The 16373-nt window shown below is 68.6% G+C and carries 6 protein-coding genes; all 6 read left to right on the top strand.

All coding sequences use genetic code 11. The features are described from left to right. The first annotated feature begins 67 nt into the window (after positions 1–67). The 6 genes from H577_RS0108780 (at position 68) to H577_RS0108810 (ending at position 15904) form a co-directional block, all read left to right on the top strand. Positions 68–1531 carry a SpaH/EbpB family LPXTG-anchored major pilin gene (locus tag H577_RS0108780; RefSeq protein ID WP_029145649.1) on the top strand — a complete coding sequence of 488 codons (1464 nt, stop codon included), beginning with the start codon at positions 68–70 and terminating at the stop codon, positions 1529–1531. Between the two features lie 198 nt (positions 1532–1729). Then, positions 1730–4630: a choice-of-anchor K domain-containing protein gene (locus H577_RS0108790; protein WP_156876596.1), complete on the top strand. Its 2901-nt coding sequence runs from the start codon at positions 1730–1732 to the stop codon at positions 4628–4630. Positions 4631–4713: 83 nt separating this feature from the next. Next, the gene (locus H577_RS0108795; RefSeq protein ID WP_029145651.1) at positions 4714–6168 is read left to right on the top strand and encodes a SpaH/EbpB family LPXTG-anchored major pilin; all 1455 of its coding nucleotides are present in this window, start codon (positions 4714–4716) and stop codon (positions 6166–6168) included. Positions 6169–6283: 115 nt separating this feature from the next. After that, entirely contained in the window at positions 6284–7225 is a 942-nt protein-coding gene (locus tag H577_RS15765; RefSeq protein WP_084516029.1) for a class C sortase, read from the top strand. A 94-nt stretch (positions 7226–7319) separates the two neighbouring features. Further along, positions 7320–7532 (top strand): antitoxin, encoded by a 213-nt coding sequence (locus H577_RS0108805; RefSeq protein ID WP_029145652.1) that lies wholly within the window; start codon positions 7320–7322, stop codon positions 7530–7532. A 305-nt stretch (positions 7533–7837) separates the two neighbouring features. Beyond that, on the top strand, positions 7838–15904 hold the full coding sequence (locus tag H577_RS0108810) for an LPXTG cell wall anchor domain-containing protein (protein ID WP_029145653.1): 8067 nt from the start codon (positions 7838–7840) through the stop codon (positions 15902–15904). Positions 15905–16373 lie beyond the last annotated feature (469 nt).

Here is a 16373-nt window from a genome sequence, read left to right on the forward strand (position 1 = left end):
ACACAGACAACGCAATGTCCGCGCCCGACCGGGCGAGAGACCGGATTCTGACTGGGGAATGAACACAATGAACGACAACACGAAACACCGCCTGCTCACGCGCGCGGTCGCCGCTTCCGGCGCGATCGCGGTGGGCCTGATGGGACTGGTCGCCGTGGGAGCGCCGGCCTCGGCCGCCGAGGTGCCGAACCTGCCGAAGGGGCCGTACTCCCTCGACATCCACAAGTACGAGCAGCCCAACCCGGGCTGGGACCTGCCGAACGACGGCACCGCGCAGACCGTGCCCAGCGGCGCGAAGCCGATCGGCGGCGTCGAGTTCACCGTGCAGAAGGTGACGAACATCGACCTGACCACCAACGCGGGGTGGAAGGCCACCGAGGGACTGAAGCCGGGCGACATCGCCCCGGGCGACCTCGGCACCGCGCGCACGCTCACCACCGATCGCACGGGGCTGGCCACAGGCTCCTTCGCCGAGATGGGCGTGTACCTGGTGACCGAGGCCAAGGCTCCGGCGAACGTCGTCGGCAAGGCGGCGCCGTTCCTGGTGACGCTGCCGTTCCCGCACGCGGGCGGGTGGCTGACCACGCTCAACGTGTATCCGAAGAACGTCGTGGCCTCCGACCCGCACAAGACGGTGGACGACTCGGGTGCGACCGGGTTGGGTGACACGGTCACCTGGACCGTGACCGCCACGGTGCCGAACCTGGCGCCCGAGCAGACCGTGCGCAGTTTCACCGTCAGCGACACGCTCGACGGCCGGCTGGCTGCGCCGGCGGCGAAGGACGTGGCGGTCACGTTCGCGGTGAAGGGCGTGAACGTGCCGCTGAGCGCGAACCACTACTCGGTGACGGTGAACGGCCCGAAGGTCGTCGTGGCATTCACCGCTGCGGGGCGGGCGCTGCTGAGCACGTCCGACCACCAGGGCGGCGTCGTGTCGGTGAAGATCCCGACCGCGGTGACCGGCATCGGCGGTGACGGTGACATCCCGAACAGCGCGATCGTCGAGATCGACGGCACCCGGATGACCACCGAGTCGGTGCACACCACGTGGGGTTCGCTGTTGCTGAAGAAGGTCGACCGGGATGACGTCTCGATGACGCTGGCCGGCGCCGAGTTCCAGGTGTTCCGCAGTGCGCAGGATGCCGCGGCCGGGCGCAACCCGGTCGCCGTGCTGGTCGACGGTGCCGAGCGCACGACGTTCACGTCGGGTGCGAACGGCCTCGTGCAGATCCCGGGCCTGAAGGCCGCCACGGGCGGCACGACCTACTGGGTCGTCGAGACGAAGGCGCCGGTCGGCTACGACATCGACACCGCGTACCAGACCGGCAAGGCCGTGACGGTCATCCCCGGTCCGGCCGCGCCGTCCGCGCCGGTGATGGTGCTCGACCCCAAGGTGCCGGCGTTCGAGCTGCCGCTGACCGGCGGCGGCGGAACCGCGATCTTCGTCGGCGCGGGCATCACGCTGGTGCTCGTGGCCGCGGGCGTCGCGCTCCTGGTCGCCGGCCGGCGTCGTGAGGCGTCGAACCGATAACCGCTGAGGCGACGGATGCCACGGGGCCTGGCCCCGTGGCATCCGTCATGCCGGCCCGTGGCAGCGGGAGCGGCACGGTCGGTCGGCACGCGACGCGACGGTTCGGACGGCGAGCGAGGGGCCGCGCGGCCGGCCCCGACACGCCGGGCGACCGGATTTGACACGCGTCACGTCCCTCCCCTAGATTCAGCGTGATCGGTGTTCGAGGTTCTGGGGAACCTCGTGCTGGGAGCCGGTCACTGGGGGTCCGCACCGCGCGGACTGTTTTCAGAGCTTTCTGGGGAAGATCTGTTGTTCGCTTTCGCGCGTCATTCGACGACGTCTGCTCGTCGACCGGGAATCCGTCCGCTTTCGTTCGGCGTCGTGACGGCGCTCGTCGCAGCACTGGCGTCTGCCTTCACCATCGGTCAGCTGACGACCGGTGCCTCCTCGGCCTCCGCCGCGACCGTGCCGGTGACCGGCGGAATCCAAGCCCAGATGAGCGGGCACGTCGGGTACACGTTGAACGGTAGCGCCAATCCGACGACGAGTGACGACTATCGCTACGGCACCGCGTTGAACCGTACAACGAGTGGTGAGATCAGCAACACCGGCGGATCGAACGGCACGAACTCGTATCCCTCATATCGTTCTCGTTCCGATGGCTACACCGCTTGGGTGAACTCGGGCAGTACCGCATGGACGGCTCACGGCCTGCTCTCGAGGTCGGGCGGCGACCTCAATCTCTCGAATCAGAGTGCCCTCGGATTCGCGCCTGCTTCGGTTGCGAGCATCACACCGGGTCAGCTCTTCAACGTCGGAAGAATGGCACACAGCAACAACCCGGTGAGTGCCGCGAACGAGTACTTCCGCGGCTCCATGAACGTCAAACTGCTCGACATGCAGCTGCAATACCAGTGGCAGATGCACGAAACACCCAACGACTGCTCTGGCAAGGGCTGCTCGGATGACTTCGTGAACTTCCTCAACCAGATTTCCGACCAGACGTTCACCTACAACGGAATGACCTACACCCTGGTCATTGCCGGGTTCACTGAGCCTCAGGGGAACAACAACACGTGCTTGCCGACGCCGAGCGACGTGGGTGGCGTGATCAACCAATTCCGCACCAAGGAGAACACTGTCACATACGGGTGTCTCTATGCGTCCATCCAGCAGATCCGCCCGTTGACGATCGTCAAGCAGGCCGAAGCGCCCTACGGCGCGCCCGACAGCATCCCGTCGTTCTCGTTCGACTCGAGCAGCAACCTCGCCGGCTCGCCGTGGGCGACAGACTTCACGCTCCGCCCCTCGGCGGTCGGGTCATCCGGCACCGCCTCGGTGACCCACGACTTCGTGGTCGGTCAGACGGTGAAGATCACAGAAGCGAATCCGACCAGCCCCTGGGGCTTCACGAGCCTGCAGTGCAGCGACGGCGTGGGCAACCCCGTCGGCTCCGTGAACGGCAACTCGCTGACGCTCAGCGGAGACCTGTCGACGACGGATCCGGACGCAGCTCGGATCACCTGCACCTACGTCAACACCTACACTCCGAACGCCCGACTCACGGTGATGAAGAACGTGCAGGGGCGCCTCGCTCCCGCGGATCAGTTCACGCTGACGGCGGCCAAGGGCATGACGCAGATTGCGACCGCGACGACGTCGGGCACCGCCACCGGACTGCAGGACCAGAAGATCGACGCAGTTCCCGTGTTCGCCGGGCAGACGTATTCGATCGGCGAGGCCATGGCTCCGGGCTCGGTATCGAGTATCGGCGAGTATGGCTCCGGCTGGGAGTGCCTGGACAACAACGGGAAGAGCATCGCCACCGGGAACAAGCCGCAGGGTGAAGTGGCTGTGCCGTCCAGTGTCACGGGACAGTCGCGGGTGGAAGTCACCTGCGTCTTCACGAACACCCCGCTGAGCACGCCGGTCACGATCTCGAAGACCGTCAAGGATGCTGCCGGCAAGAACGCGGCACCCGGCAAGGACTGGACCGTCGGACTGAGCGCGAAGGCGACGTCCGGGACCGTCACACCCATCACGCCGGCGACACAGAACACCGACGCGAAGGGCACGGCATCCTGGACCATCCGCTTCGGCACGTCGGGCTCCAGCGCCGAGATCGCCGTGCATGAGGACCAGAAACCCGGCTGGAAGTTCGTGTCCGGTCAGTGCGTCATCACGCCGCTTGCGGGTGACCCACGCACCGTGACGCTCACGGGAGCCGCCGCGCAGACGGTGCCCGGCATCAAGCCCGGTGACCGAGTGGCGTGCGGATACGTGAACCAGCCTCTGGCGGCCGAGCTGACTCTCGTCAAGCAGATCTCGCTCGGCGACAAGGACCTCGCCGACCAGTGGAAGCTCTCTGCCGATGGGCCGTCCGACGCACTGCCTGGCCCCCGTGGAATCACCGGCTCGACGACGGCGACCGCGCTGGTCACCCCCGGCAAGACGTATGCACTGAGCGAAGAACTCGTCGACGGTGCCGACGACGCGACGGCACTGTATGCGCAAGCGGGCGAGTGGCAATGCCGCGCCGGCGATCAGACGCTTCCCGTCACGGACGGAGCCGTTGCGATTCCGGCCTCGGCTGACCAGGCGAAGATCACGTGCACCGTCACCAACGCGACCGCACTGCTCACCATCCTGAAGCACGTGCAGGACGCGGAGTTCGCCCCGTCCGACTGGACGCTCAAGGCGACGCCGGACTCGAGCACCTGGAACCTGCCGACGAAGTCGGTGAAGGGTGCAGACACCGACCCGCAGAACGCGCCGCAGGCAAGCACCGTCGAGGTGCGCCCGGGCACGGACTACACGCTCAGTGAGACGTATGCCGGGCAGGGTGCCACGCCGCCGTACCTGCAGCTGAGTCTCGAGAAGTGGAACGCCGAGTCCAATGCCTGGGAGCCCGTGCTCACCGGCGCCAAGATCAGCGTCGCACCCGGCGAGCACGCGTACTACCGGTTCGTGAACTCCGAGGTGCCCGCGGTCACGCTGCCGCTCACCGGCGGACTCGGCACCCAACTCTTCCTCGCCTTGGGCGGCGGGGGACTCCTGATCGCACTTGCCCTGCTGGTCGTTCAGCGGCGGCGGAAGGCGAGGACGAACAGGGCATGAACTGATCGATCCACCTGCAACACAGCAACACCGCCCCTCGGGGCACACACCACAACCCTTCTGACTGGGGAAGAAGAGAGAGAATGAACACACACAAGACCGCAAGCCGTCTGGGGCGGCGCGCGATCGCCGTCGCCGGCGCGCTGGCACTCGGTTTCATGGGGGTCGCCGCCGCCATGCCCGCTTCGGCGGCGGAAGTCGGCAACGTCCCGCCCGCGCCCGACGGTGGCTACACGCTCAACATCCACAAGTACGAGCAGCCGAACCCCGCATGGGACCTCGACAACGACGGCACCGAGCAGACCGTTCCGAGCGACGCGAAGCCGCTCGACGGCGTCGAGTTCACCGTCGCGCACGTGAACAACATTGACCTGACCACGGCCGCGGGCTGGCAGGCGACCAAGGGTCTGACGCCCGCCGACGTCGCGGACCACCTTGACGCCGGCACCGTCCTCACCACGAAGGACGGCGGCCTCGCCACCGGAAAGTTCCCGCTCGGCGTCTACCTGGTGACCGAGACCAAGGCACCCGCCAACGCCGTAGGCACGACCGCTCCGTTCCTGGTGACCCTGCCGTTCCCGAACCACGACGCGTGGCTGACGACGCTCAACGTGTACCCGAAGAACATGGTGCAGGGCCAGCCCACCAAGTCGGTCGATGACAGCACGGCACTCGGCCTGGGCTCGACGGTGTCGTGGACGATCGACACCACCGTTCCCGCGGTGTCGCAGGGCAACAGCATCACCACGTTCGTCGTGACCGACGACCTTGACAGCCGCCTCACGCCCACGGGCGTGACGGTCGCGCTGACCGACGCTCACGGCACCCCGGTCGAGCTTTCGGACGAAAACTACACCGTGACCACCGGCGACCCGCTCAAGGTCACCTTCACCGACAAGGGTCGGGGCATCCTTGAGAAGAACGCCGGTGGCACGGTCACGGTGACCATCACCACCACCGTCACCTCGGTCGGCGACGGCCAGATCCAGAACACCGCGGTCACCAACGTCAACGGCAAGGACTTCGACTCCAACACGGTGCAGACCAACTGGGGCTCGCTCACGCTCAAGAAGGTCGCTGGCACCGCAGATGGCAACGCTCTGAAGGGCGCCAAGTTCCAGGTCTACTCCGCCGTCGACACCAGCGGCCACGTCACCGGAGACCCGGTGAGCATCAATGGCAAGGACGTCTTCGAGTCGAACGCGGACGGCATCGTGAACATCGCCGGCCTGCGCACCGGTGAGAACGGCACCGGTACCAGCACGTACTACATCGTCGAGTCCGAGGCGCCGGTCGGTTTCGACGTCGCCGCCGGCTTCGCCCCCGAGAAGCCGCATGCGGTCACCGTCAAGCCCGGCAGCACGGCCAACGGCCAGATCGTCGTCGTCGACCCGCAGGTGCCGGCCTTCGAGCTGCCGCTGACCGGTGGCGGCGGAACCGCGATCTTCGTCGGCGCGGGGGTCACCCTGGTGCTGATGGCCGCGGGTGCCGCGTTCCTGGTCTACAGCCGCCGTCGTCAGGCGACGCACCAGCAGTGACGCAGTGACCGGATGCCACAGGCCCAGGTCTGTGGCATCCGGAACCACCGGATGGGAGGCGCCGCGAAGGCGTCTCCCATCCGTGCGTGAGAACATGCCTGTGAAGGAGCATGCCGTGACCGTGACAGCGCCCCCGCCGGACCAGCCGGCCCTGCGCCGACGCCGCCCGAGATGGCGCCTGTCGGGGCTGTCGGTGGTCATCGCGGCGATCGCCCTGGTCGGCGTGCTCGTCATGCTCTACCCGGCCGCCGCAAGCTGGTTCTCAGACCTGCTGCAGTCCCGCCAGGTCAGCTCGTACACCAGCGAGGTCACCTCGATCGGGCCCGACGTGCGCGACGCCGCGATCGACGAGGCCGTCGCCTACAACGCGTCACTGACCGGCGGCGCGCTGGTCGCCGCCAACGAGCGCATCCCACAGGCATCCACCGCACACAAGCCCGGCGACTTCGACTACGCCAAGCTGCTGCACGCCGACGACTACGGTCTGATGGCGCGCATCCAGATCCCGTCGATCGGCGTCGACCTGCCGGTGTACCACGGCACCAGTGACGAGACCCTCGCCAAGGGCGTCGGGCACCTCGAGGGCACTGCGCTGCCGGTCGGCGGCATCGGCACGCACGCCGTGCTCACCGGCCACCGCGGGCTGGCCTCGGCGACCCTGTTCACCGACCTCGACAAGGTCAAGATCGGTGACACGTTCACCATCGCGGTGTTCGGCGAGGTTCTCACCTATCGCGTCGCGAACACCCAGGTGGTCGACCCCGACCAGACCCAGTCGCTCAACCCGGTGCCCGGCAAAGACCTGGTCACCCTCGTCACCTGCACTCCGCTGGGCATCAACAGCCAGCGCATCCTGGTGACCGGTGAACGCGTCACCCCGACGCCCGTGCACGACGTCGAGGCCGCACAGGCACCGCCCGCCGGCCCGGGCTTCCCGTGGTGGGCGCTCGTGCTCGCTGCCGTGCTGGTGGCCCTCGGTCTGTACATCTGGCTCTCGGGCCGCCCCTCGCGCGCACAGCGTCGGCAGGGGCCGGATGCTCCGGCCCCGACGTCGTGACACCGGCGCGCCGACGTCGGGGTCTGGTGCCCACGGTCGGCAGCGGCCATACTTTGTGCAGGACGCCGCCGTGGCGCCCGAGAAGGGGGACCCTATGGGATTCGACGACATCGTGAACAAGGGCAAGGAACTGTTCGAGCAGAACAAGGAGCGCATCGACGACGCCCTGCACAGTGAGCAGGCCGAGTCGATCAGCGACAAGGTGCTCGACGGCGCAGCCGACCTCGCCAAGAAGGTCGCACCCGACTCGGTCGACGGAAAGATCGACGAGTTGCGCGACAAGGCGGACGGCGCCATCGGCCAGTAGCCCGGGCCGCGAGACTCACGGGGGCGGATGCTGTGGCATCCGCCCCTTCGTCGTGTCGGGGATCGTGCCGGACCGAACTCGGGTGAGAGTTCTTTCACAAAATGCTTGACGGGGGTCGGGGCAGGGGAGTACGGTCCCGAAACAGGGACTGGGTACACGTCGTTCGAGGATCTGGGGAGAACCTCCGACGTTCGGGTGCGCAGCATCGATGCGACACAACAGCGTGCCGCGATTCCTGAAGACTGGGGTCAGGGGAAATGTCCAACCATGCTGGGGATTTTGGTGGGAAGTCTGCGCGTAAGGCCGTGCGCCGACAGCAGGAGCAGGAGCACAAGCTCGTCCTGAGGCATCGCTGGTACGCCGGCATCGTGGCGACGCTGGTCAGCGGCGCGATGATGATCGTCGGCTATGTCCCGGCGTTCGCGGACGATGCGGTGCCCAGTCCCGCTCCGAGCAGCTCGTCGGCAACCGGGGGCGCGGGCGGCGACGCCGGCGACGCCGGCACGGCCGGCGGATCGGGCGGCACCGACGCGGGCAGCTCCGACGCCGGGTCCGGTTCCGACACCGGGGCGGCTTCCGACACCGGCGCAAAGGGCACCTCCGACGCGAAGGGCGCGTCCGGCGCGAAGGGCAGCACCGACGCGAAGGGCACGTCCGACGCGAAGACGGATACCACCACCCCGCCCTCGTCCGACGCGAACGGCGATCAGCCGTCGCCCGAGGCATCCACCCCGGCGTCTGACGACACGTCCGGCACCGACGCCGGCAAGACCGACGCGAAGAACGACGGCTCCACGACCGCGCCCAAGCAGCTGACATCCAAGGGCGTGACGGTGGCTCCGTTGGCTTCGGAGAAGAAGACGGTGACGATCACGGTGAACGTCGGCGGCATCCGACAGACCAACAGCGTCAGCGGACTCGCCGGGGCGACCGTCACGGCGACGTCGGGCAACAACAGCGCGACGTGTCTTTCGGATTCGAACGGCACGTGCAAGCTGTCGGGCCTTCCGACCGGGTACAAGTGGAACATTTCCATCATGGCCGTGCCGACGCCGGGCTGGTTTGCCAACTCGGAGCTGGCGACCGGTGGAACACCGTCGCAGACGACATATCGGTTCCGCACCGACACGGTCAACAGCGACACCACGGTTCCCGGAACAGGGACCACGAACTACGACGACGCCGGCGGGACGTTCAGCAACATGCTCGCCGCCTCGCTGGCGAACCCGCAAGCACCGAAGCAGTGCGGCATCTCCATCGCCATGGTGCTCGACCAGTCGGGGTCGATGGGCGACGACAATAAGCAGGCGAACCTGAAGTCGGCAGCCAAGGAGGCTGTCAACGCCCTCGTCGGCACGCCCTCGAGCGTGGCGATCTACACCTTCGGCACGACCGATGACAGCCAAGGACATCAGGCCTCGACGTCGACGGCCACCACAGCGAGCGCGGCCCCCCTGATCAGCTTCATCAACGGCCTGCCTGCCGGAAACCAGCTGAACTCGGCGACGAACTGGGACCGTGGCCTGTCTCAGGTGCCGGCCGGATTCGATCTGGTCCTGTTCGTCACCGACGGCGCCCCCACCGTCTGGGGCACGAGCAGCACATCGGGCGGCAACACCTCGTTCCAAGACATCGAGAACGGCATCTTCTCGGCCAACAAGGTCAAGAGCCAGAACGGGGCGACCGCCGGACACAAGGAACGCATCGTCGGTCTCGGCATCGGCCTCGGCGATGCTGCCGTCAACCTCGCATCCGTCACCGGTCCCACCCCCGGCGTCGACTACTTCACCGCCACGGCCGGCGGCTTCGGCGATGTGCTCAAGGATCTCGCCACCGGCAACTGCCAGAACGCACTGACGATCCACAAGCAGATCGAGACCGTCGACGGTACCGTCCTCGCCGACTCGGCCGACGCGAACGGGTGGAGCTACGGACTCAGCACCACGCAGGGCACGCTCGGCGACGCCTCCGTGACGACGTCCCAGCAGTCGGGGCAGAACGGATTCGCGTCCACGACGTTCACGGCAACCGCGACGGCGACGCCGACGATCTCGGTCACGGAGCACCTCAAGAGCGGCTACACGATCGACACCGACAAGACCCTCTGTCTTGTCGACGGCAAGAAGGCCACCATCTCGTGGAGCGGGACGACGGCATCCTTCTCGGGCAAGCCGGGCGTCAGCATGAGTTGCACGTTCGTCAACAAGGTCATCCCCCGTCAGAACCTCACGGTCACCGCGACGGCCACGCCGAGCTACGACCGTGACTACGACTGGACGATCAGCAAGGACGTCGACCGGACCAGTGCCGAGGTGGTTCCCGGGCACGACGCGACCTTCCACTACACGGTGACCGCGACGAAGTCCGCGGCGAAGGACTCGCACTTCGTGGTCGCCGGCACGATCACGGTGACCAACCCGAACAACGTCGCCGTGCCGCTCACCGGCATCAGCGACACGATCCCGGGGGCGACCTGCACCATCACCGGGTCGACGACGGTTCCCGCGAACGGCCACATCGACGTCGCCTACACCTGCACGATGCCCGCGAGCACCGCCGCCACCTCCACGGGCACGAGCACGGCCACCGTGACCTGGGCGAAGACGGACTTCCCCGGCACCACCGGCAGCGCGACCGCGACGGCCGGCTACGACTTCGCGTCGGTCACCCCGACGACCACCGACGACACCGCGACCGTGGGTGACTCGGCCACCGAGTTCGGCGGCGACCGGACGATCGACAAGACCACGACCTTCCCGTACACGGTGGACTTCGGCAAGGACGTGCCGGCCGGCCAGTGCGACACCTACGACAACACCGCCACGCTGACACCGTCCGACTCCGCCGCAACCACAGCGAAGCAGTCGGTCAAGGTCTGCGCCGGTGCCGACCTCACCGTGTCGAAGACGGTCGTCTCGTCGCTCACCCGCACCTACGCGTGGTCGCTCGACAAGCAGGTCGACAAGACCACGGCGACCGCCAATGACGACGGCACCGCCACCTTCCACTACACAGTCACCGCCACGCCCGGCGCCTACACCGACTCGCTGTGGGCGATGAGCGGCACGATCACCGTCGCCAACCCGAACGCGTGGGACGTCACCGCAACGGTGACCGACGCGCCCGACATCGGCGGCGGCGTGCAGTGCACGGTCACAGACGGCGTGGATGTCGTCATCCCGGGCAACGGCTCGAAGACCTTCCACTACTCGTGCACGTTCACCAGCGCGCCGCACCTGACCGGGACGAACGTCGCCACCGTCACGTGGGATGCCACGGCCGCGCACACCGCGAATTCGTCGGCGACCGGCAATGCAGACATCACCGCGTCGACGTGGACGACCACCCCGGTGAACGACACCGTCACCGTGGTCGACGACAAGACCGACCCCGACAACCCGGTCGACCTGGGCACCGCCACCTGGAACGCCGAGCACACGGCGACGACCTTCACCTACGATCTGACGTTGCCCGCGGCATCCGGCACCTGCACCGACTACACGAACACCGCGAACCTGAATCAACTGCCGGGCACCACCGCCGAGCAGAAGGTCACCGTCTGCAACTACAGCGACCTGACCGTCACCACCACGGCCGCGCCGAGCTTCGTGCGCGACTACACGTATTCGATCGACAAGACCGCGGCCGCGACCCGGCTCATCGCCGACCCGAACACCGGCAAGGCGACCGCCGACTACACCGTGACGGTGACCGACGGCGCCACCGTGGACTCCCAGTTCGCCGTCACCGGCACGATCACCGTGCACAACCCCAACGATGCGGCCGTTGAGCTCACCGGTGTCACCGACGCGATCACCGATGCGACCTGCACCATCCAGAGCGCCGCGCGCACGGTACCGGCCGGCGGCGACCTGACGCTGGGGTACACCTGCACCATGCCCGACGGCACCACCGCGGCCACGACCGGCACCGACCAGGTCACGGTGACCTGGGATGCCAGCGGCCTGCCCGGCAGTGACGGCACCGCGACCGCGGCGCAGGGCTTCGACTTCGCCCACGCGACCATCACCGACGGTGTGTCGAAGACCGTCACCGTGGTCGACGACATGACGAACCCGACCGCGAACCCGCTGCCGCAGCTGGGCACCCACACCTGGACGAAGCTCGGCGCGACCCAGACCTACACCTACACGCTCACCCTCGACGGCGGCACCGCAGGCCAGTGCACCGACTACACCAACCACGCGTCGATCCGCGAGACGCAGCAAGGTGCGAGCGAGAAAGTCTCGGTCTGCACGCCCACCGGCACGGTCGACAAGACCGTCGACAGCGTCGCCCAGAACGCCGACGGCACCTGGACCGTGGTGTACGGGCTGACGGTGACCAACCCGTCGCCGACGGTCGAGTTGCGCTACGACCTGCGCGACACGTTCGACTTCGGCGCCGGCTTCACCGTGACCGGCACGCCGCAGATCACCGCTCCGGCCGGTGTGACCACGCGACCCGACTGGAACGGTTCCACCCAGCCGGTCATCGCCTCGAACGTGGCCCTGCCCGGCGGCGACGGTCCGCACCACTACACCGTCACCGTGCGCGTCGCGTTCGAGAAGACCACCACGAACCCCGGCCTGGTGTGCCAGGACGGCACCGCAGGCGCGTTCGGCAACGTCGACGCGCTGTACCGCACCGGCGCCACGACGCCGCTCGACACCGCCCACGCGTGCGCCGAGCCCGGCTCGCCGACGGTCACCAAGACCGCGCAGGACGCGCACCAGAACGCCGACGGCAGCTGGACGATCGGCTACACGGTCGACGTGCACAACACCACCGGCACCACCCTCGCCTACACGGTGACGGATGCCGCAGCCCCGCTGCCGGCCGGCGTCACCGGTGGTGCGTGGCAGGCGTCCGGCCCCGACGCGGTCCCGGCCGGCGACGTCGCGACCCTGGCCGACGGCTGGAACGGCTCGGGCACGCTGGCGACGGGTCTGATCTCGGCGGGCGCCACGCACACCTACACCGTCACCCGTACGGTCACGGTCGGCACCACGGTCTCTGAAGCGAGCCTGGTGTGCGGCGACGACCACACCACGGGCATCTGGAACACCGCCACCGTCAGCAACGGCATCGGCGGCGACAGCTCGTCGGATTGCGCCACGGTGCACACCGCAGACGTCGCGCTCGCGAAGACCGTCACCTCGGTCTCGCAGGCGGCCGACGGCACGTGGACGGTCGTCTACGACCTGACCGCGACGAACACCTCGTCGTCGTGGATCGCCCGCTACGACCTCACCGACACGCTCGCGTTCGGCGGCGACATCACCGATGTCGCGGCATCCTTCACGGGAGCTGCCACGGGCACGTTCACCGGTGACTCCGCGACGCTGGCCACCGGCAGGGTGCTCTCGGCCGGCGCCACCGACACCTACACGGTCACGGTGACCGCGACGGTGCCGCCTGCGGCTTGGCAGGGCGACACGCTCGCCTGCGAGCCGGGCGACCAGCCCGGCGCCGGCGGATTCCTGAACACCGCGCAGCTGCTCGCCGGCGGCCACACCGCCGACGCCGACGCGTGCGACACGCCCACCCGGCCCACGGTGAGCAAGACCGGCGTCAGCGCGGTGCAGAACCCCGACGACGCCGACCAGTGGACGGTGACCTATGACATCACCGTCGACAACACCGCCGGCAAGGCCACCGTGTACTCGCTGTCCGACACGCCGCACTTCGCCGCCGGCGTCGCCGTCACCGGCGGCACCGCGACCGGCCCGGGGATCTCGGGCACCGGCGTCGCGATCACCGCGGGCGACGACTTCGCCACCGACGTCGCCCTGCCCGCCGGGGCCGTGCACACCTACACGGTCACCTGGACGGTGCGGCTCGGCGACGACTACTCGGCGCAGAACGAGCAGTGCACCGGCCGGTCGGGCCACGGGTTCTTCAACACCGCGACCATGACCGTCGGCGGCGACGCCACCGACACCTCGGCCTGCATCCCGGTCACCGAACGGGTCTACCCGACGGTCGCCAAGACGGCCACCTCGGCGACCCAGGGCGATGACGGGTCGTGGACCATCGTCTACGACGTGACCGCCACCCTCGCGCCCACCGGCGACGCCAATCCCGCAGGGCTCTCGGCGTCGTACGACCTGACCGACACGCTGGCCTTCGGCGCCGGCATCCACGTCACCGCCGCCACCTGGTCGGGCGCGAGCTCGGGCACCTACAGCGGCGACACGGCGACGTTCGCCCACGACCGCACCATCAAGCCGGGCGCGACCGACACCTACACGGTCACCGTCGTCGCCACGGTCGCGCAAAGCGCGATCGACGGCCAGACCACCCGGTGCGCGGCCGGCGGCGGCTTCGTCAACACCGCCGCACTCACGTCGGGCGGGCAGACGCAGGATGCCTCGGCCTGCGCCGAGCCGCAGTTCCCGAGCGTGAGCAAGGCACCGGCATCCACCGTGCGCAACGCCGACGGCACGCAGACGGTCAGCTACCTGGTGACCGTGGCGGTGCCCGCGCACAACGCGGTGCCCACCGACATCGCTTACACGCTGAACGACACCCCCGACGCCCTGCCGACCGGAGTCACCCTCGCCGGCGACAAGGCGTGGCACGCCACCGCGACCGGCGGCGCACCGGCCCCGCAGACGCCGACCTGGGACGGCACCGGCCCGTGGACGATCGCATCGGGCGTGTTCACCGCCGCCGACATCGCGCGCGGCGACACCGCCCGCTCGTACCGGGTGTCGGTGACGGTGGATGTCGCCGCCGCACACGCCGAGTCCACCCGCTGCGCACCGGCCGAGGCCGACGGCATCGTGCTGTGGAACACGGCCACCGTCGCCTCGGGCGCCTACAGCGACGACGACCGGGCCTGCAACGTCGTGCACGTGGTCGACCTCGGCATCGTCAAGACCGCGTCGACCGCGGGCCCCGTCGACGACGACCCGGGCGCGACCAGCCGGTTCGCGTACACGCTGCGCGTCACCAACCACGGTGACCAGGACGTCACCGACGCCACCGTCACCGACCCGCTGCCGAGCCTGGTCGAACTCGACACGGCGGCAGGCACCGACGGGCTCGAGCTGCCCGCCGGGTGGACGGCCACCGTGACCGGCGGCAGGATCGTCGTGACGATCCCCGAGCTGGCAGCGGGCGCGTCGGACGACATCGTCGTGCACGTGCTCGTCACCCCGGTGGTGCGGGTGGCGACGGTGGTCGATCCCGGTGTGGCCGGCCCCGCCGACATGCTCCCGCCGTCGAGCATCGAGAACACCGCGTGCGTCGCGGTGGCGAACGATGTGGACGCGTCCAACGACTGCTCCACGGTGACCGTGCCGCAGAAGGCCGTCGAGGCGAACATCTGGGTGCAGTGCACGGCCGACGTGCCGAGTCTGCACTACAGCATCCGCACCACCGAGAACATCGCCGGTGACCCGGTGAGTCTGGTGTGGGCGGCGTCCGCGCCCGGACAGAACGGGGTTCCGGTCACCGATCTGCCGGCAGACCCGGCATCCGTGAGCCGTCAGTTGCACGACGGCGACTCCGGGTCGATCCTGTGGCCGGGCGGCGCGGTCAACGCGCAGGGCGTCGGCATCGGGTTCCCGGGCTGGCGACCGCTGACCGCGGCCGACTACAACGCCGACGGCACGCTCGCCTTCCCGAGCAGTCAGGTGTTCGCAGGCCTGGTGTACGACCCGGCGACGGTCGCGACCGACGCGTGGCGGTACGGCTCGACGGTGACGGTGAGCGTCAACCCGACGACGACCTACACGGTCTCGTTCCCGCCGTCGACCGAAGCGTGCGCGGTCAAGCGGCCCACCGACCTGACGATCGGCAAGACCGCGAGCGTCACCCACACCGCCCCCGGCGGGTCGTTCGACTACCGGATCGACGTGGCGAACGTCGCTTTGGGCGCAGCCTCGCCGGTGACGATCACCGACCCGATCCCGGCCGAGGTCAAGGTCGATCAGATCTCGACCTCCACCACGGCGTTCCCGCAGTGGCAGGACTGCCAGGTGACGGGTCGGGATGCCGCGGGCTACGGCGGCACGCTCACCTGCAGCCTGTTCGGGCCGCTGATGCTCGACAGCGCGGCGCCCACCATCACGCTGCATGTGACGGTGGATCCGTCGACGACGGTGAAGGCCGTCACGAACACCGCGACCGTGGACTGGAAGAACTTCGACGATCCCGATCAGACGGGTACGGCGAGCTCTTCCGTGACGGTGGCTGTGACCCAGCCGGACATCGAACTGCCGCTCACGGACGGAACCCCAGTTCTGCCGCTCACCGGTGGAACCCCGATGTTCCCGCTGTTGCCCTTCGGCATCCTGGTGATTCTGGCCGGCGGTCTGCTGCTCAGCACGCGCCGGCGCCGTAGGGGCCCCGCGCAGTCCTGACCCCAGGCCGGGTGGTCCACAGCACCACCGATGCACCCTCGGCGCCCCCCGCCGAGGGTGCATCGTCGTGTCCGTGCGGCGCCTGGCGCGGGGCGCCCGGCGGGAGGCGCGGTGCCTGACGCGCGGGGCACCCGGCGCGAGTTGCGAGGTGCGCTGCGACCGTGTAGAGTCGTATCTGTTCGCCCCAAAGGGTTGAGCGAAGCGGCCGGAAGGCCCCGCCCCCTCAAGCAGCGAACGACTCCCATCTCAGAACATCCTCGATGTGCTGCGGATGAGAGACCCGATCCGCTCCGCGGACACCGGTCCGGCGCCTGGCGCCGGCGGGTGGCAGATGCGGACGAGATCGGGTATGGTTGTGAGGTTGCCTTCTGGTTGCTGCTCCTGTGGGGGTGGTGCTGGTTGTGTGTCCGATCCTTGAGAACTCAACAGCGTGCACTTGTCAAATGCCAAATAACCTCGTCCTGGCCCT

This window comes from Microbacterium luticocti DSM 19459 (genome assembly GCF_000422405.1).
GTDB lineage: Bacteria > Actinomycetota > Actinomycetes > Actinomycetales > Microbacteriaceae > Microbacterium > Microbacterium luticocti.

Bases quoted from the DNA above. Each gene is read 5' to 3' on its own strand.
- H577_RS0108780 (WP_029145649.1), top strand. From the start codon at position 68: ATGAACGACAACACGAAACACCGCCTGCTCACGCGCGCGGTCGCCGCT.
- H577_RS0108805 (WP_029145652.1), top strand. From the start codon at position 7,320: ATGGGATTCGACGACATCGTGAACAAGGGCAAGGAACTGTTCGAGCAG.
- H577_RS0108795 (WP_029145651.1), top strand. From the start codon at position 4,714: ATGAACACACACAAGACCGCAAGCCGTCTGGGGCGGCGCGCGATCGCC.